We start from the raw sequence: 21,275 nt of genomic DNA, 5'->3' as shown, positions 1-21,275 counted from the left end.
GCGAAACTGACAACCGCCCGCTTCTATGCCGAGCACATTCTGAGCCGCGTGGCCGGTCAGGCCGATGCGGTGCTGAACGGCGCTGCCAGCGTGATGGCCTTGCCCATGGAAGCGTTCTGATCCCTTCGCGATAACTGCAGATCAAAGCGCCATCCGGCGCTCTGAAAACAAGAGCTTCCTGCCCATGATCAGCAAGGGCGGGAAGCTCTTTTTGCTTGAAATTTCTCTTCAAGGATCAGACTTGGCAAGTGCGTTGTCTTTCTGGATACGCCTCCAGCGGGAAAAAGCACTGAGGCTGCTGAAGCCCAACAGAGGCGCAATATCGGAGAGCTTGCGGTCGCCATAGCCCATTAGTCGTTGCGCCTGCTCATGGCGTATGCGATCGAGAAGCTGGGTAAAGCTCAGACCTTGCTGCGCCAGCCGGCGATGTACGGTGCGCCTGTCCACCCCCAGGTGCAAGGCCACTTGCTCCGCGCTGCAGCGCCCTGTGGGCAGCAAGGCCACCATCAGTTGCTCCACTTCGGAACTAGGCGAGTGGCGGCTGTCCTCCAGATCCTGGCGCACCAGCTGGCGCATTTGCTGGCGCATGACGGGATCGGCCGTGTGCAAAGGCGCATCCATATCGGCCGTTGACAGCGCAATGCCGTTGTAATCCTGAGAGAAAAGCAGATTGCCGCCCAGAATGCTGCGATGCCAGGCCATATTGGCCGGCGGCGGGTGCATAAAGCTCACGCTGCGCGGCCTCCAGTCCTTGCCCAGAGCCAGGCAAAGCGTGTGATAGAGAGCGCCGATGGCCATCTCTATGGACTGGCGTGCGGCACATACCGAGGGCAGAAAATGCTGTTCGATCACGGTCACGCCGCCGGACTCGTGAATCTGCGTGCTCAGACTTTCGTTGTGCAGATAGAGGTAACGGGTCAGGGTATCCAGCGCCTGGCGCAGCGTCGGCTCGTCACGTGCCAGCATGCCGACCACGCCAAATGACGACAGCCGGCGCGTCACAGACAGGCGCAGGCCGAACGCCTCTTCGCCAGACATTTCGCCCGAAAGCTCCATCACGCGCATGACGGACGCTGCGGGAACGCGCAACTCGGTGTTGTCCAAGCAAGACCTTGGCAGGCCCACGGCCGCCAGCATTTCGTGCGGTACCAGTCCGACGCTGGATGCGAGATCGGCGTAGTGCGTCAAGCTCGCACTGCGCATCAAAACAGTCATAGAGATTTCCCCTTGGTGTCCCAATAGGATAAATGACTGTCCCGAAACGGCAAACATTTAAAGCAGCTCCTGCCTACATTTCGCCAGGACAGCAGCCGTAAATCCTGCGTCTCATGCATCCGAATTCCTGGTACTTAGCTTGAAAAAAGGTATTTATGAACTTCCTCGACGGCCACCTCTTCCCCGAAAACCAGCAGCCGCTGATCATCACCGCTGCACCCTATGCTCCCTCGTGGATGCCCGGTGACTTTCCTGGCGAAATCGCCGTCACCATGGAAGAGCAGATCCAGAAAGCCGTGGACTGCTACAACGCAGGTGCCCAGGTGCTGCACCTGCATGTGCGCGAACTCGACGGTCGCGGCAGCAAGCGCCTCTCGAAGTTCAACGAGCTGATCGCCGGCGTGCGTGCCCGCGTGCCCGAGATGATCATCCAGGTCGGCGGCTCCATCAGCTTTGCCCCCGAGACCGACGGCGCCGCCGCCAAGTGGCTGTCCGACGACACCCGCCACATGCTGGCCGAGCTGGACCCCAAGCCCGACCAGGTGACGGTGACCATCAACACCTCGCAGATGAACATCCTCGAGCAGTTCGATGCCCGCGACATCCAGGGCACGTCCATGGAAGACCCCGTGGTGTTCAACGCCTACAAGGAAATGACCGTGCCCGCCCAGCCCGGCTGGGCCGAGGAGCACATCCGCCGTCTGTCCGAGGCCGGCATCCAGAGCGCCTTCCAGTGCTACAACATCAACAGCTTCGAGTCGGTGGAGCGCCTGATGCGCCGCGGCATCTACAAAGGCCCGCTGGTGATGAACTGGGTGGCGATTGGCGGCGGCATGGACGCCCCCAACATCTACAGCCTGGCCCACTTTGTGCGCGCCGTGCCCGATGGCGCCGTGCTGACCGTGGAAAGCTCGGTGCTCAATGTGCTGCCCATCAACGCCATGGGCATTGCCATGGGCCTGCATGTGCGCTGCGGCACCGAAGACAACCTGTGGAACCAGACCCGCACCGAAAAAATGGGCACGGTGGCGCAAATCGAGCAACTGGTGCGCATGGCCAAGGAGTTCAGCCGCCCCATCGCTACGCCGGCGCAAGCGCGTGAGATCTGCCAGATCGGCGTGTTCTACGACTGCGTGGAAGAGACGCTGGAGAAGAACGGCTTTGCGCCCAACCGCAACGGCGCCCAGCAAGGCTTTTTGCGCAAGGCCGCCTGAAGCCAGAGCCCCGAAGCACACCAGCGAGCCGCACAGCGAAAGCGGCCGCTGCGTGAGGATGACAACAACAATCCTGGAGACAAATGAACTTTCAATCCTTGCATACGCTCACGCGTCGCACCTGCTTGGCGGCGCTGCTGGCCGCCCTGCCCTGGGCGCAAGCCGTGGCACAAAGCCAATGGCCTAGCCGGCCGATCCGCATCATGGTGCCCGCCCCTGCAGGCGGAGCTTCCGACATGATTGCCCGCACGCTTGCCGAGAGTCTCAGACAAGACCTCAAGCAGCCGGTCATCGTCGAAAACAAGCTCGGTGCCGGCGGCATCATCGCGGTGGAAGCCATGTTGCAGGCCCCACGCGACGGCTATACCTTGGTGCTCTCCCCCAACTCCCTGGTGGCCGAAGCACCCTACAGCTACAAGTTTCGCTTCGACCCCTTCAAGGATCTGGCGCCGATAGCGCAGGTCGCCAGCGTGCCGCTGGTGCTGGTGGCGGACCCACGCCTTCCCGTCAAAAACCTCCCCGATCTGGTCAGCTATGTGAAGTCCCATCCGGGCCAGACCTCGTATGCCTCCTACAGCCCAGGAACCATCTCGCACATCAAGGGCATGCAGTTCAACAAGGCTGCTGCCCTGGATATGGTGCATGTGGGCTACAAGGGCTCTCCGCCTGCGCTGACCGATCTGATGGGCGGCCAGGTTCAGTTCATGTTCGACGGCCTGGGCACCTCTCTGCCTCTGGTCAAGGCCGGCAAGGTGCGTCCGCTGGCGGTCACTTCGCCGCAGCGCTCGCCATTTCTGCCCGACGTCCCGACGCTGACCGAAAGCGGCTACGCCAACCTCAGCCAGATCATGGGCACCAGTGTGTGGTCCACGCCCGATGTACCCGCCGACATCCGCGAGCGCCTGCGCCAGGAGCTGAACAAGGCCATGGCATCAACCGCCGTCAAGCAACAGCTCGCAGCCCTTGGCATGGATGCCGGCAACCCCGCGCAAACTGCTGCCGAGCTGCAGCATCTGCTCAAGCGTGAGCACGAACGCACAGGCGTTGCGCTGCGTGCCATGAACTACAAACCCTGAGGGCCAAGACATGAACGACAGGAGCAACATCCCATCTTCCACCCCCATCAGCGACAGCCTGCGCGCCAATGGCTACTGGAATCCGGAGTGGGACAGTTTCACCAAGCTTGACCCGATATGGACCGAGAAATTCCTGGACATGGCCATGCACCCCATGACCAAGGGCTTGATAGAGCCCAAAGTCTGGGAGTTCCTCGCCATCGCGGTGGATGCTTCATGCACCCATATGTATGGACCGGGCACGCGCCGCCACATTCGCCGCGCGCTGGAGCTAGGCGCCAGCCAGGACGAAATTGCCGCCGTGCTGCAGGGGGTGAGCGTACTAGGCCTGCACGCCAACAGCATGGCTGCGCCCATGTTGCTGGAAGAAGTCGCGCGGCATCAAGCGCAAACAGCGCCTGCCTCGCCAGCTCAGGCGCGCAACTGAGCCATCTCACCGAGCCATCCCGCCGAGCCCTAGCTCAACGCCTGCCGGCCGCCGCTTTGGGCAGGCCGGCATGGTGCTCGCCCGATTACTTCGACTACAGGAAAAACCCAGCATGTCCTCCTCATTCCAGAATCAAGTGGTGCTCATCACCGGGGCTACCGCAGGCATAGGCCGTGCCACCGCATTGGCATTCGCCGCCCAGGGCGCTCGACTCGTGGTCAGCGGGCGCAATACCGAAGCCGGCGCTCTACTCCAGACCGAGCTGCGCGACATGGGTGCGCAGGCGGTCTTTGTTCGCGCCGATGTGAGCAGCGAAGAACAGGTCATCCAGCTGCTGGCCGCCTGTGTAGAGCATTACGGCCGCCTGGATGTAGCGGTCAACAGTGCCGGCCTGGAAGGCATGCGCGGCTCCATCATGGAGCAGACCGTTGAGACCTACGCCGCCGCGTTCAACGCCAATGCGCTCGGCACTTTTCTGTGTCTCAAGCATCAGTTGCGCCTGATGTCCAAACAGCAGTCCGGCTCCATCGTGAATCTGTCTTCCACCATGGGCAGCCGCGGCAACGCACTCGCCCCCATGTACGTGGCCAGCAAACATGCCATCGAAGGCTTCACCAAGTCTGCGGCGCTAGAAGCCTGCCAGTACCAGGTCCGCGTCAATGCCGTCGCCCCCGGCCCTATCGCCACCGAGATGCTGGACCGTATCGCCGGCGGCGCGCAGAACCTGCCCCTGGTGGCCGGCACGATTCCCATGCAACGCGTGGGCAAGCCCGAGGAAGTGGCGGACGCCATTCTCTATCTGGCCTCGCCCGGCGCCAGCTACATCACGGGCCAGATTTTGCAGGTCAACGGCGGCAAGACGGCGATTTAAGAACGTGTTGACGATCTCTACGCAGCCGCGTTGAGGCGCAATCGGGATGAGTTCGAAGCGATGTGGAGCAGCTTGCACCGGGGTGCAAGCCAGCCGCAGCGCGAAGAAATCGCCCGATTTCGCCTCAACCCTTCGGGCCAGTGCCTTTGTGGGCGCCCGGCCAGGGGCGCTCTGCGGCGTTGCTGTCGCTTGCAAGGCCGCAGCCTTGCTGCGCACCCGCGCCTAGCATCCCATCCCGCAAAGGTACTGGCGCGGCGCCGAGGAGATCGTCAACACGTTCTCAGCGCCTTCTCACCCGATTCAACACAGCCGCATCACCAAGGATTTTTCATGGCCGCACCCCAAAGCAAAGTGATAGTGACCTGCGCGATCACCGGAGGCATTCACACGCCTTCCATGTCGCCCTACCTACCCATCACGCCCCAACAGATCGAAGACGAAGCCGTTGCCGCCGCAGAGGCCGGCGCAGCCATCGTTCACCTGCATGCACGCCTGCCGGAAAACGGCAAGCCCTCGCAGGACCCTGCGCTGTTCAGGCAATTTCTGCCGAAAATTGCCGAGCGCTCCGATGCCGTCATCAACCTCACCACCGGCGGCGCGCCCCATATGCTGGTGGAAGAGCGTCTGCAACCAGCGCTGCAGCTCAAGCCCGAGGTCGCCTCGCTCAATATGGGCTCGATGAACTTCGGCCTCTACCCCATGCTGGCGCGGCAAAAAGAGTTCAAGCACGACTGGGAGCGCCCTTATCTCGAGGGCTCCGAGGACCGCGTGTTCCGCAACACCTTCAAAGAGATCCAGTACATCCTCGAATCCTGCGCCGACAACGGCACCCGTTTCGAAATCGAGTGCTACGACACCAGCCACCTCTACACGGCCGCCCACTTTATCGATCGCGGCATTCTGAAGGCGCCGTTCTTCATCCAGTCGGTATTCGGACTGCTGGGCGGCATAGGCACGCATGCCGACGATGTCATGCACATGCGCCGCACGGCAGAACGGCTGTTTGGTGACGACTACTACTGGTCGGTACTGGGAGCCGGCCGCAGTCAGATCCCGCTGGCCAGCATGTCGGCGAGCATGGGCGGAAATGTGCGCGTGGGTCTCGAGGACTCGCTATGGGATGGGCCGGGGCGTCTGGCCAGCAGCAATGCGCAACAGGTGACACGTATCGTGCAGATACTGCGCGGCATGAATCTGGAAATCGCCACACCGCAAGAGACCAGAGACATGCTGCAGCTCAAAGGCAAAAACGCCGTCGCCTTCTAGCAAAAGCTTGCAGATCTCCGAAGTTTTTATAAATATAGCGTCAATCGCTTATTCAATAAGCGTTTGACGCTATATTTAAAGGAGTAAATTTCAAAAACATCTCTTGCACCGCCAAGCATTGAACAAAGCCCGCTTCAGGTGGCCAAGCATAAAAAGCCGGCCGATACCTGTGCCGCCCATGGATCGCAAGCCACATTTGCGCAGATACTGAGCAGGTCCTGAGGCCGAAACCAGTGCTTGTCCGGCCACCGCGATTGCAGTGGCTCACATAGCCGCCGTATGGCGCACCGGTTTCCCGCCAGCCTGCAGACAGAACATTTGTTCCGAGACGGCCAGCAACGGGGATGGGGCAAGACTGATGAAGATACTCGGCGCAAAACCTTCGATTCGGTTCAGCCTGATCGTTCTGGTCCTGGCCTGTCTGATTCCTGCCGCGCTGGCGCAAGCCGGGCTGGCTTATTACTCCTTCAAAGCACAGCGCCAGCAACTTCTCAATGACACCCTGGTCAAAGTTCGCGCCCTCACCGCCGCACTTGACCGCGAAATGATCGCCGCCGAAGGGGCCGCCAGAGCCCTGGGCACCTCGCCCGCGCTATTGACCGGGGACTACGAGACCTTCTACCACCAGGCCAAGGAGGTGCAGGCACAGCAAAAGGCAGACAACGTGGTTCTGAGTTGGCCTAGCGGCCAGCAGATCATCAACACCTTGCGACCCTACGGGAGCGAGCTGCCAATGAGCAAGACCCCCGACTTCCAGAAAATTTTGCAAGCAGATGCCGCGATCACGACCAATCTGTTTACCGGGGCTGTCAGCATCCATCCGCATTTCGCCATTCAGATCCCGATCCGCCGTAATGGCCAACCGGTTTATGCATTGGCCATAGGCATGTTTCCGAACCGCATTGACGCCATCTTGCCAACACAAGGCACGCTGCCCGGCCAGATCGCCGGCGTGCTTGACGGCAACGGCACGCTGGTTGCCCGCTCCATACGAGGAAAAGGTCTGGTCGGCTACAAGGCCCCGCCCGAGCGGCTGGCTCAGATGGTCGGCCGCAAGGAGGGGTACTTCTCCACCATCACGGTGGAGGGGGTTCCCGCCATACTGCTCTTTGCCCACTCTGCAGCCAGCGACTGGGTGACCTATATGACGATTCCAGAGGCCTACTTCAAGCAAAAATTATGGGATGCCTTGAAGTGGGATGCAGCCATCTCTTTGCTGCTGGTCACCGCAGCTCTTGGCTTGGCCTGGCCTGGCTGGTTGGCGGCGTGATCGCCAAATCGGTTTCCAGCCTGACCGCACCAGCGCTGGCTCTGGGCTATGGTCAAGAGCCCAAGATCGGGTCCGTGTATCTGCGCGAGGCTGATGAAGTGGCCAAGGCACTGGTGGAGGCATCAGCCGTGTTGAGAGCGGCGCAATATGAGGCCCAGCACGACAAACTGACCGGTCTGGCCAATCACACCCTGTTCAACGACATGCTGAGCCAACAGCTGCTGTTGTGCGAACGCATGAAGATGCATATGGCCGTGCTTTTCATCGACCTCGATGGCTTCAAGGCCGTCAACGACAGGCATGGCCACGGCATGGGTGATCAGTTGCTGCGCGCCGTTGCGACGCGCCTTGACGCAGCCGTCCGGTCTTCCGACATTGTGGCCAGGCTGGGGGGCGATGAGTTTGCCATCTTGCTGATTGATACGGGACGCGCGGATGCGCACCGATTCGCTAAGCAGCTGATTGAACGTATTTCCGCGCCCTATCTTCTGGGCAATCTCAGCATCTGCGTGGCTGCAAGCATAGGCATTGCCTTGTTTCCGGAAACGGCGGCCACGCCCGAAGGCTTGCTGCTGGCCGCTGACGAGGCCATGTACCAGGCCAAGCGCGAAGGCAAAGGCCGCAGCGTTGTAGCGCAGGTGCTGACGCCATGAGCGGGCCGGGTCGCTTCATGTCATTCACCGTGTCAAATCCAATGCACTGCTTTGGGGATACCACTCCATGAAACAAACCGCTTTCTGCCTCGTCGGTCTATTGGCCGCCACAGGGCTGACGCAGGCGCAGGCCGCCGAATGGAAGATGGATACGGCCAAGGACAACCGGCTCGAGTTCATTGCCAGCTTCGAAAACAGGCCGGCGCCCGGCGTCTTCAAGGATTTCGATGTGAGGCTCAGCTTTGATCCCGAGCAAGCGAGCGCCGAGCAGCCGGGTGCAGGGCAACCGAGCCCCGGGCAACTGGATGTCCGCGTTCGCGTCAGCAGCGCGGATATGGCCAATGCCGACATCAACCAGGCCATCGCCGGCCTGGAGTGGTTCGACTTCGCCCGCCATGAACAGGCGCGCTTCCATGCCAGCGATATACGACGCGTGCAAGCCGGCCGTTATCTGGCACACGGCACCCTCACCCTGAAAGGGGTGCAAAAGCCGGTGGAGCTGCCTTTTAGCTGGAGTGCAGCGGGCACCGCCGCCACCATGGAAGGCGAGCTGTTGGTCAAACGCACGGCTTTTGGCATTGGCACGGGAGAATGGGCGGCAAGTGATGTCATCGCCGCCGATGTGAAGGTGAAATTTCGCATCCAACTGCGCAAGGCTCTATGAAATACCTTACGAAATACCGCTTGTCGCTGCGAATGCCACTGGCCGCAGCCGTGACGGCGCTGATAGCGGCATTGATGAGCGCCTGCGCGCAACCGGACCTGGAGCCATCGCCCCCCTCGCTATCCATTCATGCGCCTGCAGACTTTCCTGCGGCGGCCTACGCGCAAGCTGCGGCCCAGGGCCAGCGCGTGCTGCGGGTTGATTCCCGGTCTTCGCGGGTCGTCATCACCGTTCGCCGCGGTGGAACTCTGGCCAAGCTGGGCCATGACCATGTGGTGGCTGCTCAGGAGCTTCAAGGCCTGGTGGCACCCGAGCTGGGCCGGGCCGACATCTACCTGGCGCTGGACAGCCTGTCGGTGGACGACTCCGACCTGCGCGCCCAGGCCGGGTTCGACACCCAGCCTGGCAGCGCCGATATTGCCGCCACCCGCGCCAATATGCTGGGCAAGGTATTGCAGACGCAGCAGTTTCCGTTTGCGCTGATCCAGGTGAGCTCAGCCGCCACGCTCGCAAGCAATGCGCTGCTGGCGGTGGATATCACGCTGCACGGCGTCAGGCGCAGCTTCAGCGTGCCGGCGCGGGTCGAGAGCAAGGGCAAGGGACTGCAAGTCAGCGGCATGCTGGCCTTTGATCAATCGAGTTTCGGCATCACGCCTTTCTCCATACTGGGCGGAGCCATTCAGGTTCAAGACCGGCTCGAGCTGCACTTTGACGTACAGGCGCTTGAATCTGCCGGACGGAGCCGGCTGCCATGAACACCCGCACCTTTCTTGTTCGCTGGGCCATCGCCGGCTTGCTCTGGATCTGCAGCGCATCCTGGGCGCAGGAGCTGAGCATAGAGACTTCGGGCCAGAACGGCGTCATTACGGTCAGCGCTTCGGCCACCATGCGGGTGCAGCTGAGCACGGCCTGGAGCGTGATTACCGATTACGACCATCTGGCCGAATTCATACCCTATATGAGCAGCTCCAGGGTGGTGCAGCGCAATGGCGAGCAATTGCTGGTGGAGCAAGCCGGCGCGATCACTTTTCTGTTCTTGCAGCAGCCCATCGAGGTTCGGCTGGCCGTCACCGAATGGCCGCAGCAGCGAATCACGGCACGGGCGGTGGGCGGCAATCTGAAGAAAATGAATGGCAGCTATACCTTGGAAGCACTGCCCAGCGGTGAAGTCCAGCTGTCCTACAGCGCCAGTTTGCTACCCGATTTTGCGGTGCCGCCGGTGCTGGGCACTCTGGTGGTGCGCAATGTGCTGGCGCGCCAGTTCACGGCGATGGTCGATGAGATCATGCGACGCGATGCCCAAGCATTGCGGTAGCGCCAGCACGCTTGGCACGAGACTAGATGGTGAAATACTCATTTATTGCTAAAAATCGATGCAATCGCTTTATAGAAAAGCGCATGATGCTCATGTATTAATAGCAAATAAAAAAAAAGATTCAAGCTGCCTTCCACCCTTCCAGCATCAAGTCCAGCGCTTGCAGGGCATCGTCAAGACGGGCGGCGGGCGCGTCTTCTTCGGCAATCCAGAAAGCCGCCTCCACCAGGCAGCCATTGAGCAAGCGTGCCAGCGCCAGCGGGTTGGCACGGTTGATAACGCCCTGATCTATCAGCTGCTGCAGATAGTTCGCCATGAACTGTATGCACTTCTGGTGTTGCTCGCCTTGATCCGTGCCCGTGAGCACGGAGCGCGCATCCTGCAGCACGATGCGGCGAATCTCCGCCTCCTGGGCCATGGCCAGATAGGCGCGGCAATAGGCCAGAAAGCCTTCCCAGGGACTGGCGTGGGCGCCCAGCACCAGCTCCAGCCGCGCATCCATTTCTGCATCCATCTGCGCCACCACGGCCGCCAACAGCCCGCTCTTGCCACCGAAGTGGTGGTACAGCGCCCCACGGGTGAGACCCGCCTGGGCCGTCAAATCATCCATGGAGGCCTGGGCATAGCCGTGCGTGGCAAACGCCTGCCTGGCCGCCGCCAGCAATTTGGCACGGGTCGCCTCGATCATGCTGGATCGACTCTGGCGAATCTGACTCATACCCGACTCCATTCACATACAAACCGTATGCCAATGATACGCTGCACCTCATCGCTGCGTAGAATGCAAACTCACATACAAAACGTATGTCAATGCATTCAAGTGCCAAGGTTTTCATGTTTCACGCTTACCGCAGCCTGTTCTCCGCTCCCGGAACCACGAGCTTTGTACTTGCCGGCATGCTGGCCCGCCTGCCACTGTCCATGACGGGCATAGGCTTGATCACCATGCTCTCTCAGCAGCGCGGCGCCTACACCCTGGCCGGTGCGGTCGCCGCCTGCTTTGCGCTGTCGATTGCGGTGCTGGCACCGCGCATTTCCGCGCTGGTGGATCGCCATGGTCAAGGCAAGGTGCTGCCGATTGCGGCAGGCATCAGCTCCAGCGCCATGTTTGCCCTGCTGGCCTGCGCCCACTGGGAAGGGCCGGACTGGTTGCTGCTACTGCTGGCCGCGCTGGTGGGCAGCCTGCCCAGCATGCCAGCCATGTTCCGCGCCCGCTGGACGGTGTTGTACCGCGGAACACCCCAGCTGCAGACGGCTTATGCGCTGGAAGCCGTGCTCGATGACCTGAGCTTTATTGTCGGCCCGCCCTTGTCCGTGGGGCTGAGCATGGTGCTCTTTCCCGAAGCCGGCCCCATGGCGGCCGCAATGCTGCTGATAGTGGGCGTGAGCCTGTTTGCCATGCAGCGGCGCACCGAACCACCGGTCAATCCCGGCATCGCCCATATCCGACAAAAGGCTCTCGTGCGCCAGCCCGTGGTGCGCACGCTGGCGCTATTCATGCTGGCGCAAGGCATCATCGTAGGCACCATCGATGTGGCCAGCGTGGCCTTTGCCACCCACCAGGGCCAGCCGGCCATGGCCAGCGTGGTGCTGTCCTTCTACGCACTGGGCTCCTGCGTGATGGGCCTGGTGTTTGGCGTCATGCGTTTGAAGATGCCGCTCAACCGCCAGATTGCGTGGGTGGGCGCCTCGGTGGCGATTACCGCTATTCCGCTGCTGCTGGCCAGCAATCTCACGGCCTTGACACTGGCCGTGCTGCTGGCCGGTATTACCTTCGGCCCTACGATTACCGTGGCCATGGGTCTGGTGGAGCAGCAGGTCGCCGCCCAGCGGCTGACCGAAGGCATGACCTGGCTTCTCACCGGTCTTGCCATGGGTGTGGCCCTGGGCGCGGCAGCCGCCGGCTGGGTGATAGACCACTGGGGGCCTCAGGCCTCGTTTGTGGTGGCGCTGATTGCCGGTGCCGCCATGTGGGCCTGGGGTATTCAGACCGGGCGATTGGCCGGTGCCAAGAGCCAACCCATCGCCCAGGCCCTGCCCTAGCCCTAGATCTAACGCTGAGCGGCTGCCTCAGCCCGCAAGCGCAGCCCCGGCCGGCTTGGCCAGGCGTGCCTCGCGAATCGGCAGATGAATCAGGGCGGCAGCCACGGCCAGCAGAATGTCGATGATCCAGACAATGTCGAAGTTGCCCGTGGCCTCGAACACCTTGCCACCCAGCCAGGCGCCCAGAAAGCCGCCCATCTGGTGCACCAGCATCACCAGCCCGAAGAGCATGGCCATATGGCGGGTGCCGAAGAACTTGGCAACCAGGCCCACGGTGGGCGGCACCGTGGACAGGAAAGTCAGCCCCATCACTGCCGCAAAGATCAGGGCCACGGCCCCGGTCTTGGGCGCCAGCATAAAGGCCAGCACCGCCACGGCACGCACGGCATAGACCAGGGACAGCAGCGACTTCATGCGCCAGTGCCCTACGGCCCAACCCATGGCAAGACTGCCCACGATGTTGAAAAGCCCCAGCATGGCCAGCGCCCAGGCACCAAATTGCACAGGCAGGCCGCAGCTTTCAATCACGCCGGGCAAGTGGGTGCCCAGAAATGCCACGTGAAAGCCGCAAACAAAAAAGCCCACCGAAAGCAGCACATAGCTGCGATTGCCCAAGGCCTGGGCGATGACGGCACGGCTGCCCAAAGCCTTGGCGGCCTCTGCAGCGCCTTGCGTTGCCGTAGCCACCGCGGGAGCAGCTACTTCGGGCTTGCCTTTGAGCACCCAGATGGCGGGTAGTGCCACCAGCACCAGCACGGCCATGACCTGCAGCGCATTGGCCCAGCCCATGCCAATCATCAAGGCACCGGCCAGCGGCGTGATCAGAAACTGCCCCGTGGAGCCGCCGGCGTTGACGATGCCCGTAGCCATGCCTCGGTAGCGCTCTGGAATCAGCCTGGCGGTGGTGCCCATCAGCACGGCGGGGCCGGCCATGCCGGCGCCCCCGGCCGAGAGCACGCCCACGGTAAAGATCAGGCCCCAGGTGCTGGTCATATAAGGGGTGATAAAGGTGCCCACCGCCACCAGCAGCACACCGATGAGCAACACGCGGCCTGCGCCAATACGGTCGGCCATGGCGCCGGCAAAGGGCTGGGTCAGCCCCCACCACAGCTGGCCAAAGGCAAACGCCAAACTGATCTGCGCCAGACCCAGCTGGGTGGCGCTGTTCAGCGGGCTGACAAACAAGCCCATGCTCTGGCGCGTTCCCATGGTCAGCGCAAACGTGGAGGCCGCGGCCAGCAGCACCAGCCATACGCTCCACTGGCGCTGGCCTGGCGACATGGCGCCGATAAGACTTCGATCGCCGGCTTGATCATTGGTTTGGGCTTCACGCATCAAGGTCTCCGCTTTCCTGAAGATTCTCCTGCGGCGCATCGTCGGCCAGCAAAGGCAGCGCCTCATCGATCAGCGCATGCAGGGCCAGCACGCGCTCCACACCCAGCTGGGCATTGAGCTGCAGCTGTGCGCGGCGCCAGCCGCTTTGGGCCTGTGCCCGCTTTTCACGCCCAGCGTCGGTGATGTGCACCAGACGGCTGCGTCCGTCCTCGCCAGCGGCCACCTCCAGCCAGCCTGCTGCCACCAGGGGCTTGAGATTGCGGGTCAGCGTAGAGGCATCCATGGTCATGAAGCGCGCCAGATCGCCGGGGCGAATCGGCCCGCGATGCAACACCTGCGACAGCAGCGAGTACTGCGTGGTCTTGAGCCCGGCCTGCGCCAGCTCGGCGTCATAGCGCTGCGATACCCGGCGCAGCAGCTGACGCAGCTTGAAGTTGGTACAGCCTTGCGGCTGCACGGCCGGGGCGACATCGGGGTGAATCAGGGTTGCGCTCATGAAACCATTGTATCTACAATAATTGCATATGCAACTTTAAAGAGATTTCCATGGATACAGCCATCGCCACCCACCCCAACCGTCAAACCGCTCACGGTGACTGGGAAGCGCACAAGGAACAGGTCGTCAACCATATGCTGGCAGGCGGCGGCCAGCCCGGTGTGGCCGCACCAGCGCAGCTGCAGGGCAAGACCGGGCTGGAAATCATGCAAGCCATGCTCAGCGGAGAGCTGCCCTACCCGCATATCGCCGAGACACTGGACTTTGCCCTGATCGAGGTAGCCCACGGCAAGGCAGTATTCCAGGGCACGCCCCAGCTCAAGCACTACAACCCCATGGGCACGGCGCATGGAGGCTGGTTTGCCACGCTGCTGGACTCGGCCCTGGGCTGCGCCGTGCAAACCACCTTGCCAGCCGGCACGGGATACACCACGGCCGAGCTCAGCGTGAACATCGTGCGCGCCGCTCACGCCCATACCGGGCCTTTGCGCGCCATAGGCCAGGTGATTCACAGCGGCCGTCAGCTGGCCACGGCCGAAGCCCGCATCGTCGGAGCCGACGGCAAGCTCTACGCCCATGCCAGCACCACCTGCCTGGTGTTCGCCGCCAAGACACTCTGAAGGAACACGCAAGGTAGTGCCCATGAAAAAACGCACCGAGGTGCGTTTTTCTATTCAGGCGTCAAGGCCTCAATCCATCATGGAGATCACCACATCGCCAAAGCGCGAGCAGGAAACCTGGGTTGCACCATCCATCAGCCGCGCAAAGTCATAGGTCACATGCTTGCTCTGAATGGCTTTTTCCAGCGACTGCACCAGCAGATCTGCCGCCTCGCGCCAACCCATGTGGCGCAGCATCATCTCGGCGCAGAGAATCATGGAGCCAGGGTTCACATAGTCCTTGCCCGCATAGCGCGGCGCCGTGCCGTGCGTGGCTTCAAAACAGGCAATGGATTCCGACATGTTGGCGCCGGGCGCAATGCCTATGCCGCCCACTTGCGCGGCCAGCGCATCCGAGATGTAGTCGCCGTTCAGATTGAGCGTGGCCACCACCGAATACTCGGCCGGGCGCATCAGAATCTGCTGCAGAAAGGCATCGGTGATCGAGTCCTTGACGATGATGTCTTTGCCGGTCTTCGGGTTCTTGAGCTTGACCCAAGGGCCGCCATCGATCAGCTCGGCGCCAAACTCGCGCCGTGCCAGCGCATAGCCCCAGTCACGGAAAGCACCTTCCGTGTACTTCATGATATTGCCCTTGTGCACCAGGGTCACGCTGGGTCGGTTGTTGTCAATGGCGTACTGGATGGCCTTGCGCACCAGGCGCTCCGTGCCCTCGCGTGAGACGGGCTTGATGCCAATGCCCGAAGTCTCGGGAAAGCGGATCTTGTTGGAGCCCAGCTCCTTGGACAGGAACTGCATGAGCTTTTGCGCATTCTCGCTGCCTGCAGCGAACTCGATGCCGGCGTAAATATCTTCCGAGTTCTCGCGGAAGATCACCATATTGGTTTTCTCGGGCTGCTTGAGCGGCGAAGGCACTCCCTTGAAGTACTGCACGGGGCGCAGGCAGACGTAGAGATCCAGCTCCTGGCGCAGCGCCACGTTCAGCGAACGGATGCCACCACCCACGGGCGTGGTCAGCGGGCCCTTGATGGACACCGCATAGTCGCGCACGGCGGCCACGGTTTCCTCGGGCAGCCACATATCGGGGCCGTAGACACGGGTGGCTTTTTCGCCGGCAAAAATTTCCATCCAGGCAATCTTGCGCTTGCTGCCATAGACCTTGGCCACGGCCGCATCGGCCACCTTGCGCATCACCGGCGTCACGTCCACGCCCACGCCGTCACCTTCGATGAAGGGGATGATGGGCTGATCGGGCACGTTCAGCGAATGATCGGCATTGACCGTGATCTTCTGGCCTTGCGGCGGAATCTGGATGTGCTGGAAAGTGCTCATTTTTGCGAATCTCCTGAATTGGTAATTATGCGGCGCAGCAACCTGATCGTTCATGCGTCTATGGCCCGATTTTGGCATCACTGGCGCTCACAAAACTCTTACGCAGTCCATCGTCAAATTCTGTCAACGCCGGCACAACAGTGCCGTTGAATATCTGTGGCGCGGATGGTCCGCGTCGCAACCTCAACTGAACCCAGGAAATTTGCACACATGAAAAAACTACTCGCTGTCCTGATTGCCGGTACTTTTGCTGCAGGCGCATTTGCCCAGGCAGCACCCGCAGCCCCGGTTCAAGCCCCCGCCAAGGCCGCAGCCCCCGCTGCCAAGCACATGAAGGCCAAGTCCACCCATAGCCACAAACAAGTCAAACATTCTTCCAAGAAGATGCACAAGGCGATGTAAACACTGCGGTTTGCCCGCAAGCACGAGTGATACTGAGCGCCCCCACATTTCAGATGCAGAGACGCACACCAAAAAGCCCGCAGAATATCGAGTCTGCGGGCTTTTCTTATGATCGCCTCACGCACCGACCTTTGCCAGATCCAGTTACAAGGCCCTTGATTGCCATGAAGTTTGCTCTCCGCCTGCCCTTTGTTGTTTCTTCAGCTCTAGCTCTGAGCACCCTGCTGGGCTTTGGCAGTCTGGCCAGCGCCCAGGACGGTTCTCCCCAGATGAATCTGCGTCGTACCGACCTGACGGCAGGCATGTACCGCATCGATACACAGCTGGCCGTCACACCACAGCAGCGCGAGATCGGTCTCATGTTCCGCAAGGAAATGCCCCAACAGGAAGGCATGCTGTTTGTGTTCGAACAGCCCGGCGTGCAGTGCTTCTGGATGCGCAACACGCTCTTGCCCCTGACCGCCGCTTTTGTGGCCGATGACGGCACCATCGTCAATCTGGCCGATATGAAACCGCAGTCCGATGATTCGCACTGCTCGGCCAAGCCGGTGCGTTTTGTGCTGGAAATGAACCAGGGCTGGTTCGCCAAGCGCGGCATCAAGGCCGGTGCCAAGCTGGGCGGTGCGCCCTTTGCGCCACGTTGAAACTCATCACAAAATTCCTGTATTGATAGCATCTAGCGCTTTACACACAAGCGCTAGAGCCCATTCAGACTAAAAACTCAGCACAGACTAGGTCTTGTCGCAACAGGCATATGCTTGTGCTTTTCTCGACCTGCAATCTGCGGACCCACATCGCAAACCGGCATAATCGTTTCATGCACCAGCTGCGCACCTCCTTCTGGCTCTCCCGGCTGATCCTGGCCTGGTTTGCTTTGACGTTGGGCGCCGCCAGTGCATCGCCATTCATCCATCCGCAAGCGATGGAACTGATCTGCACCACCTCGGGCGAGATGCGCTGGGTCAATGTCAGCAGCGCTATCGGCAACAGCGTCAGCGATGACACCAGCGCAGACAGCAGCCTTGGCGAGGATGCACAGAGCACGGCCCACAGCGGTCAGCACAACACCCTCGATTGCGCACTGTGCCTGCCTGCTGCCGGGCCTGCACCCCTGCACTTTGGCGATCTGCCGCCCATGGCGCAGCCGCTGTCCTACGCGCTACGCCCCTTGGCGGCGGCGCATATTGCCTCCGTCACCCGCGCCCCCCTGCCCGCACGCGGGCCACCTGCCCACTCCTGAAACCTTTCTCGGTTGGCTGAGCCGTCCCTGAGGGCGGACTCGGCTTTGTCTGCACTGTGCTCTTCAGTGCCCGGCCAGGAGTTTTTTCGTGATCCGTTCTTCTTCCCGTCATTTTGGCGGACGCGCTCGTGCGCGCGCTCTTCCCCAGTTCTCTCTTCCCGCACTCTCTGCCGGCAGCTGCGCCGTTCTGGCCCTGCTCAGCGGATATGTCCATGCCGCCGAGCCCACACTGGCCACCGTGGAGGTCAGCGAAGGCTGGTACGAGGCTTTTTCCAGCCTGGCGCTCGATGCAAAATCGGCGACAGCCAGCCGCCTGGGCCTGAACGCCAAAGAGCTGCCGGCCAGCGTGCACACCCTTGATCGCAGCGAGCTGGAAGCGCGCGGTGCGCAAAACACACAGGAGGCACTGGCCGCTATTCCCGGTGTGACGGCCTACAGCCCGCCCGGCAATCCCGGCGTGAACTACCGGGGCTTTGGCGGCAGCTCGGTCAGCCAGCTGTTCAACGGCATCAATGTGCAATACAGCATTGCGGCCCGCCCGGTAGACAGCTGGATTTACGACCGCATCGAGGCCATAGGCGGCGCGTCCAGCTTTCTGTATGGTGCAGGCGGGGTGGGCGGCACGCTCAACTACATCACCAAGCTGCCGGAGAGCACACCGTTCACCGAAGGCCAGATCCGCCTGGGCAGCAACGGACTCAAGCAGGCTTCGCTGGGACTGAACCGGCGCCTGGGCAGCGCAGATGACGCCAGCGCCCACTATCTGCGGCTGGACCTGAACCAAAGCACCGGCAGCAGCAGCATAGATCAGGTCAAGCGCCATGCCACGCAGCTGGCGGTATCGCTGCGCTCCGAGCTGGGTGGCGGGCTTACCCACACCCTGGCCTATGAGTACCAGCATGAGCGGGTAGACCGGCCTTACTGGGGCACGCCGCTGCGCAATCCCATCCAGGGCGAGCTCAGCATCGACCCGGCCACCCGCGACAAGAACTACAACAGCGCCGACGGCCTCTACGCCCAACGCGTGCAATGGCTGCGCTCCATCACCGAAGGCCGCATCAGCCCGCAGCTGCAGTGGAGCAACACCTTCTACGCCTATAGCGCCCAGCGTGAATACCGCAATGTGGAGAGTTATCGCTTCAACGCCGGCAACAGCGCCGTCATCCGCTCCAGCACGCTGTTGCAGCGCCATGAGCAACTGCTGCTGGGCGACAGACTGGAGGGCAAGCTGCAAAGCCAGCTGGCCGGCCTGCGCAGCGACTGGGCCTTCGGCCTGGATGTCAGCATCAATCGCCAGACCCGCTACCCCAACAGCCTCTCGGGCACGGTGAGCACCGTCAACCCCTATGACTTTGTGACGGAGAATTTCTACTCTATCCCTGGCATGCAGCCCGGCTTCAGGGCCGACCGCGACAACCGCATCCAGAACATCGCCCTGTACCTGGAAAACCGCACCGCCATCGCCCCCACGCTGCATGTGCTCACGGCCCTCAGGCATGAACGCCTGGATCTGGATCTGAGCAATCGGCGCGAAGTCACGGCCAGCGCACCCGCCAGCTGGAGCCGCAGCTACCGCCCCACCACAGGCCGTATCGGCCTGGTCTGGGATGCCACGCCCGAAGCCGCGCTCTATGCCCAGTACGCCACCGCCGCCGATCCGCCCTCGGGCACGCTGGCCACGGCCAGTTTTGCCGATGCCATCAACAACACCGGCCTGACCACCGGCCGCCAGATCGAAGTGGGCGCCAAATGGCGCTTTATGCAAGACAAGGGCTCGGCCACGCTGGCCGCCTACCAGATCGAGCGCCACAACATCGCCACGCAAGACCCCAGCGACAGCACCCGCACCCTGCTGGTGGGAGAGCAATCCTCGCGCGGCATAGAAGCCGCCGTGGCACTGGCCCTGTCTGCGCAATGGAGCTTGCGCGCCGACTACAGCCACACCCGGGCGCGCTATGACAATTACCAGCAAAACGGCATCTCCATGGCCGGCAAGCACCCGGTCAACACCCCGGCCACGGTCGCCAATCTCTGGACCCGTTATCGCGCCACGCCGGATCTGCAGCTGAGCGCCGGTCTGCGTCATGTGGGTCGCATCTACGGCGATGCGGCCAATACCTTCTACTGGCCGCGCGTCACGCTGCTGGATCTGGGTCTGGACTACCAGATCAACCGCCAGATGACGCTGCAGGCGCGGCTGCGCAATGCCACCAATCGCAGCTACGCCGCCAGCCTCAGCAGCACCATGGCCTATCTGGGCGCCGCCCGCAGCGCCGATATTGCGCTGCGCCTGAGCTACTGAAGCGGGGCCGGCCATGCAGATTTCATGGAAGCGCTGGCTGTTTCTGGCCCACCGCTGGCTGGGCATCGCCATGTGCCTGCTGTTTGCACTGTGGTTTTTCTCCGGCATGGTGATGATGTATGTGGGCTACCCCAAGCTCACCGAAGCCGAGCGGCTGCTGCATCTGCCCGAGCTGCAGGCCAGCCCCGAGCTGCTCAGCCCGCAGCAGGCGCTGAGCAAGGCGGGCATCAGCACGGCTGTGAGCGACCTGCGCCTGTCCATGGCCAGCGCGGGCCGGGCCAGCTACTGGGTGCTTGCGGCGGGCAAACCGGGCAAAGACCACCACCACCCAAGCACGGCCACGGTGATTGACGCCTACACCGGCAGCGTGCTGCCGCCCGCAGGGCAGTCACAGGCCATGGCAGCGGCGGCGGCGTTCGCGCCTGGCATCGCCGCCAGCTACCAGGGCCAGGTGCAGCAAGATGCCTTCACCCACAGCCGTGGTCTGGATGCGCACCGGCCCCTGCATGTGGTGGCGCTGGACGATGCGGCCCAGACCCGTCTCTATATCTCCAGCCAAACCGGCGAAGTGCTGCGCGATGCCACGGCAACCGAGCGCGGCTGGAACTATGTGGGCGCCTGGCTGCACTGGCTTTATCTGCTGCGCGGCAACTGGTTTGACGGCATCTGGGCCGATGTGGTCAACACCTTGTCTATCGCCGGCATTGCGCTGGCCATCAGCGGCACAGTAGTTGGTGTGATGCGCTGGCGTTTTTCCAGACCTTACCGCAGCGGCCAGCGCACGCCCTACCCTTCACGCCTGATGCGCTGGCACCATATCGTCGGCCTGCTGTTTGCCGCCGTCACGCTGACCTGGATTTTCAGCGGACTGATGTCCATGAACCCATGGCATATCTTTGATAGCAAACAGCGCACGGTGGATATGGGGAAATGGCCCATGGGGCCCATGAATCTGCCTGCAGATGCTGCAGGGCCTACGCAGCTGCTCTCCGCTGCCGACCCCGGCGTGCGGGAATTGCGCTGGAGCCGCGTGCTGGGCCAGACCCAGGTAACCGCCGTCAATGCCCTGGGCCACAAACAGGTGCTCAATGCCGACACGGCCCAGGCGCTGCAGCATGACATAGCAGCTTTGCTGGCAGGTGCGGCACAGCTCTCCGATGCCGCAGTGCTGAGCAGCCAGTGGCTGAGCGACTATGACCTTTACTACTACGCCCGCGCCGACCACACCATGATGGGCGGCGCCAGCAAGCCGCTACCCGTGCTGCGCGTGATCTATGGCGATGCCGGCCAAACCTGGCTTCACATCGATGCGACCACCGGTCAGTTGCTGGGCCAGCTGAACCAGCGCCAGCGCGTCAAACGCTGGCTGTTTGCCATGCTGCACAGCTGGGACTGGCTGCCGCTGCTGCAGCGCCGCCCGCTATGGGACGGCTTGCTGATTGCTCTGAGCCTGGGCGGCCTGCTGCTCAGCAGCACCGGCGTGGTGATTGGCTGGCGCCGCCTGCGGCCACGGCGCTCCAGGCATTGAGCAAAC

The 21,275-nt window shown here is 62.1% G+C and carries 23 protein-coding genes; 18 read left to right on the top strand and 5 right to left on the bottom strand.

What is annotated here, in order from left to right:
* On the top strand, window positions 1-120 hold a 120-nt coding region (locus ACNAZA_RS20255; RefSeq protein WP_415798311.1), incomplete at its 5' end, for an acyl-CoA dehydrogenase C-terminal domain-containing protein.
* Between the two features lie 108 nt (window positions 121-228).
* Here the strand turns inward: ACNAZA_RS20255 and ACNAZA_RS20250 are convergent.
* Entirely contained in the window at window positions 229-1,215 is a 987-nt protein-coding gene (locus tag ACNAZA_RS20250; RefSeq protein ID WP_415798304.1) for an AraC family transcriptional regulator, read from the bottom strand.
* Between the two features lie 155 nt (window positions 1,216-1,370).
* On the opposite strand from ACNAZA_RS20250, the gene ACNAZA_RS20245 reads away from it, so the two are divergent.
* The 10 genes from ACNAZA_RS20245 to ACNAZA_RS20200 all read left to right on the top strand — a co-directional run bounded on the left by ACNAZA_RS20245 (window position 1,371) and on the right by ACNAZA_RS20200 (window position 9,971).
* Entirely contained in the window at window positions 1,371-2,429 is a 1,059-nt protein-coding gene (locus ACNAZA_RS20245) for a beta-keto acid cleavage family enzyme (RefSeq protein WP_415798303.1), read from the top strand.
* A gap of 83 nt (window positions 2,430-2,512) precedes the next feature.
* Window positions 2,513-3,505, top strand: a complete 993-nt coding sequence (locus tag ACNAZA_RS20240) for a Bug family tripartite tricarboxylate transporter substrate binding protein (protein ID WP_415798302.1) — start codon at window positions 2,513-2,515, stop codon at window positions 3,503-3,505.
* A 10-nt stretch (window positions 3,506-3,515) separates the two neighbouring features.
* Window positions 3,516-3,932, top strand: coding sequence for a carboxymuconolactone decarboxylase family protein (locus tag ACNAZA_RS20235; RefSeq protein ID WP_415798301.1), 417 nt, complete (start codon window positions 3,516-3,518; stop codon window positions 3,930-3,932).
* Window positions 3,933-4,044: 112 nt separating this feature from the next.
* A complete protein-coding gene (locus ACNAZA_RS20230; RefSeq protein ID WP_415798300.1) occupies window positions 4,045-4,803 on the top strand; it encodes an SDR family NAD(P)-dependent oxidoreductase in 759 nt (252 codons plus the stop codon).
* A 330-nt stretch (window positions 4,804-5,133) separates the two neighbouring features.
* Complete coding sequence (gene kce, locus ACNAZA_RS20225) at window positions 5,134-6,069, top strand: 3,5-dioxohexanoate:acetyl-CoA acetone transferase (RefSeq protein ID WP_415798299.1); 936 nt, start codon at window positions 5,134-5,136, stop codon at window positions 6,067-6,069.
* Between the two features lie 358 nt (window positions 6,070-6,427).
* Window positions 6,428-7,339 carry a cache domain-containing protein gene (locus tag ACNAZA_RS20220; protein ID WP_415798298.1) on the top strand — a complete coding sequence of 304 codons (912 nt, stop codon included), beginning with the start codon at window positions 6,428-6,430 and terminating at the stop codon, window positions 7,337-7,339.
* Complete coding sequence (locus ACNAZA_RS20215; RefSeq protein ID WP_415798297.1) at window positions 7,336-7,992, top strand: GGDEF domain-containing protein; 657 nt, start codon at window positions 7,336-7,338, stop codon at window positions 7,990-7,992. Before ACNAZA_RS20220 ends, ACNAZA_RS20215 begins: the two co-directional genes overlap by 4 nt.
* Before the next feature lie 67 nt (window positions 7,993-8,059).
* Window positions 8,060-8,656 (top strand): YceI family protein, encoded by a 597-nt coding sequence (locus ACNAZA_RS20210; protein ID WP_415798296.1) that lies wholly within the window; start codon window positions 8,060-8,062, stop codon window positions 8,654-8,656.
* The gene (locus tag ACNAZA_RS20205; protein WP_415798295.1) at window positions 8,653-9,411 is read left to right on the top strand and encodes a YceI family protein; all 759 of its coding nucleotides are present in this window, start codon (window positions 8,653-8,655) and stop codon (window positions 9,409-9,411) included. Before ACNAZA_RS20210 ends, ACNAZA_RS20205 begins: the two co-directional genes overlap by 4 nt.
* Window positions 9,408-9,971 (top strand): SRPBCC family protein, encoded by a 564-nt coding sequence (locus tag ACNAZA_RS20200; RefSeq protein ID WP_415798294.1) that lies wholly within the window; start codon window positions 9,408-9,410, stop codon window positions 9,969-9,971. Before ACNAZA_RS20205 ends, ACNAZA_RS20200 begins: the two co-directional genes overlap by 4 nt.
* Window positions 9,972-10,092: 121 nt before the next feature.
* Here ACNAZA_RS20200 and ACNAZA_RS20195 read toward each other — a convergent pair whose 3' ends face one another.
* Window positions 10,093-10,680 (bottom strand): TetR/AcrR family transcriptional regulator, encoded by a 588-nt coding sequence (locus ACNAZA_RS20195; RefSeq protein WP_415798310.1) that lies wholly within the window; start codon window positions 10,678-10,680, stop codon window positions 10,093-10,095.
* Window positions 10,681-10,805: 125 nt separating this feature from the next.
* Here ACNAZA_RS20195 and ACNAZA_RS20190 point away from each other — a divergent pair, with 125 nt between their 5' ends.
* A complete protein-coding gene (locus ACNAZA_RS20190) occupies window positions 10,806-12,014 on the top strand; it encodes an MFS transporter (protein ID WP_415798309.1) in 1,209 nt (402 codons plus the stop codon).
* A gap of 27 nt (window positions 12,015-12,041) precedes the next feature.
* Here the strand turns inward: ACNAZA_RS20190 and ACNAZA_RS20185 are convergent, their stop codons facing one another.
* Complete coding sequence (locus ACNAZA_RS20185; RefSeq protein WP_415798308.1) at window positions 12,042-13,295, bottom strand: MFS transporter; 1,254 nt, start codon at window positions 13,293-13,295, stop codon at window positions 12,042-12,044.
* A gap of 46 nt (window positions 13,296-13,341) precedes the next feature.
* A complete protein-coding gene (locus ACNAZA_RS20180) occupies window positions 13,342-13,845 on the bottom strand; it encodes a MarR family winged helix-turn-helix transcriptional regulator (RefSeq protein WP_415798293.1) in 504 nt (167 codons plus the stop codon).
* A gap of 134 nt (window positions 13,846-13,979) precedes the next feature.
* On the opposite strand from ACNAZA_RS20180, the gene ACNAZA_RS20175 reads away from it, so the two are divergent.
* Window positions 13,980-14,465 carry a PaaI family thioesterase gene (locus ACNAZA_RS20175; protein WP_415798307.1) on the top strand — a complete coding sequence of 162 codons (486 nt, stop codon included), beginning with the start codon at window positions 13,980-13,982 and terminating at the stop codon, window positions 14,463-14,465.
* Window positions 14,466-14,534: 69 nt separating this feature from the next.
* Here the strand turns inward: ACNAZA_RS20175 and icd are convergent, their stop codons facing one another.
* Entirely contained in the window at window positions 14,535-15,797 is a 1,263-nt protein-coding gene (gene icd, locus ACNAZA_RS20170; RefSeq protein WP_415798292.1) for an NADP-dependent isocitrate dehydrogenase, read from the bottom strand.
* A 210-nt stretch (window positions 15,798-16,007) separates the two neighbouring features.
* On the opposite strand from icd, the gene ACNAZA_RS20165 reads away from it, so the two are divergent.
* The 5 genes from ACNAZA_RS20165 (at window position 16,008) to ACNAZA_RS20145 (ending at window position 21,269) form a co-directional block, all read left to right on the top strand.
* A complete protein-coding gene (locus tag ACNAZA_RS20165) occupies window positions 16,008-16,199 on the top strand; it encodes a hypothetical protein (RefSeq protein ID WP_415798291.1) in 192 nt (63 codons plus the stop codon).
* Between the two features lie 164 nt (window positions 16,200-16,363).
* Complete coding sequence (locus ACNAZA_RS20160) at window positions 16,364-16,843, top strand: DUF192 domain-containing protein (RefSeq protein ID WP_415798290.1); 480 nt, start codon at window positions 16,364-16,366, stop codon at window positions 16,841-16,843.
* A gap of 173 nt (window positions 16,844-17,016) precedes the next feature.
* Window positions 17,017-17,439: a DUF2946 family protein gene (locus ACNAZA_RS20155; RefSeq protein WP_415798289.1), complete on the top strand. Its 423-nt coding sequence runs from the start codon at window positions 17,017-17,019 to the stop codon at window positions 17,437-17,439.
* Window positions 17,440-17,626: 187 nt separating this feature from the next.
* Window positions 17,627-19,741, top strand: coding sequence for a TonB-dependent receptor (locus ACNAZA_RS20150; protein ID WP_415798306.1), 2,115 nt, complete (start codon window positions 17,627-17,629; stop codon window positions 19,739-19,741).
* A 13-nt stretch (window positions 19,742-19,754) separates the two neighbouring features.
* Window positions 19,755-21,269, top strand: a complete 1,515-nt coding sequence (locus ACNAZA_RS20145; protein ID WP_415798288.1) for a PepSY domain-containing protein — start codon at window positions 19,755-19,757, stop codon at window positions 21,267-21,269.
* Window positions 21,270-21,275 lie beyond the last annotated feature (6 nt).

Origin of the sequence: Comamonas aquatilis, from assembly GCF_965139575.1 — a bacterium.
In the GTDB taxonomy this organism is placed as follows: domain Bacteria; phylum Pseudomonadota; class Gammaproteobacteria; order Burkholderiales; family Burkholderiaceae_C; genus Comamonas; species Comamonas aquatilis.
Note: the sequence above shows the minus strand (reverse complement) of the source record. Positions and strands in the feature narration are given on the sequence as shown.

Bases quoted from the DNA above. Each gene is read 5' to 3' on its own strand.
- ACNAZA_RS20250 (WP_415798304.1), bottom strand. From the start codon at position 1,215: ATGACTGTTTTGATGCGCAGTGCGAGCTTGACGCACTACGCCGATCTC.
- ACNAZA_RS20245 (WP_415798303.1), top strand. From the start codon at position 1,371: ATGAACTTCCTCGACGGCCACCTCTTCCCCGAAAACCAGCAGCCGCTG.
- ACNAZA_RS20240 (WP_415798302.1), top strand. From the start codon at position 2,513: ATGAACTTTCAATCCTTGCATACGCTCACGCGTCGCACCTGCTTGGCG.
- ACNAZA_RS20235 (WP_415798301.1), top strand. From the start codon at position 3,516: ATGAACGACAGGAGCAACATCCCATCTTCCACCCCCATCAGCGACAGC.
- ACNAZA_RS20230 (WP_415798300.1), top strand. From the start codon at position 4,045: ATGTCCTCCTCATTCCAGAATCAAGTGGTGCTCATCACCGGGGCTACC.
- kce (WP_415798299.1), top strand. From the start codon at position 5,134: ATGGCCGCACCCCAAAGCAAAGTGATAGTGACCTGCGCGATCACCGGA.
- ACNAZA_RS20220 (WP_415798298.1), top strand. From the start codon at position 6,428: ATGAAGATACTCGGCGCAAAACCTTCGATTCGGTTCAGCCTGATCGTT.
- ACNAZA_RS20210 (WP_415798296.1), top strand. From the start codon at position 8,060: ATGAAACAAACCGCTTTCTGCCTCGTCGGTCTATTGGCCGCCACAGGG.
- ACNAZA_RS20205 (WP_415798295.1), top strand. From the start codon at position 8,653: ATGAAATACCTTACGAAATACCGCTTGTCGCTGCGAATGCCACTGGCC.
- ACNAZA_RS20200 (WP_415798294.1), top strand. From the start codon at position 9,408: ATGAACACCCGCACCTTTCTTGTTCGCTGGGCCATCGCCGGCTTGCTC.
- ACNAZA_RS20190 (WP_415798309.1), top strand. From the start codon at position 10,806: ATGTTTCACGCTTACCGCAGCCTGTTCTCCGCTCCCGGAACCACGAGC.
- ACNAZA_RS20185 (WP_415798308.1), bottom strand. From the start codon at position 13,295: ATGTCGCCAGGCCAGCGCCAGTGGAGCGTATGGCTGGTGCTGCTGGCC.
- ACNAZA_RS20180 (WP_415798293.1), bottom strand. From the start codon at position 13,845: ATGAGCGCAACCCTGATTCACCCCGATGTCGCCCCGGCCGTGCAGCCG.
- ACNAZA_RS20175 (WP_415798307.1), top strand. From the start codon at position 13,980: ATGCTGGCAGGCGGCGGCCAGCCCGGTGTGGCCGCACCAGCGCAGCTG.
- icd (WP_415798292.1), bottom strand. From the start codon at position 15,797: ATGAGCACTTTCCAGCACATCCAGATTCCGCCGCAAGGCCAGAAGATC.
- ACNAZA_RS20165 (WP_415798291.1), top strand. From the start codon at position 16,008: ATGAAAAAACTACTCGCTGTCCTGATTGCCGGTACTTTTGCTGCAGGC.
- ACNAZA_RS20160 (WP_415798290.1), top strand. From the start codon at position 16,364: ATGAAGTTTGCTCTCCGCCTGCCCTTTGTTGTTTCTTCAGCTCTAGCT.
- ACNAZA_RS20155 (WP_415798289.1), top strand. From the start codon at position 17,017: ATGCACCAGCTGCGCACCTCCTTCTGGCTCTCCCGGCTGATCCTGGCC.
- ACNAZA_RS20145 (WP_415798288.1), top strand. From the start codon at position 19,755: ATGCAGATTTCATGGAAGCGCTGGCTGTTTCTGGCCCACCGCTGGCTG.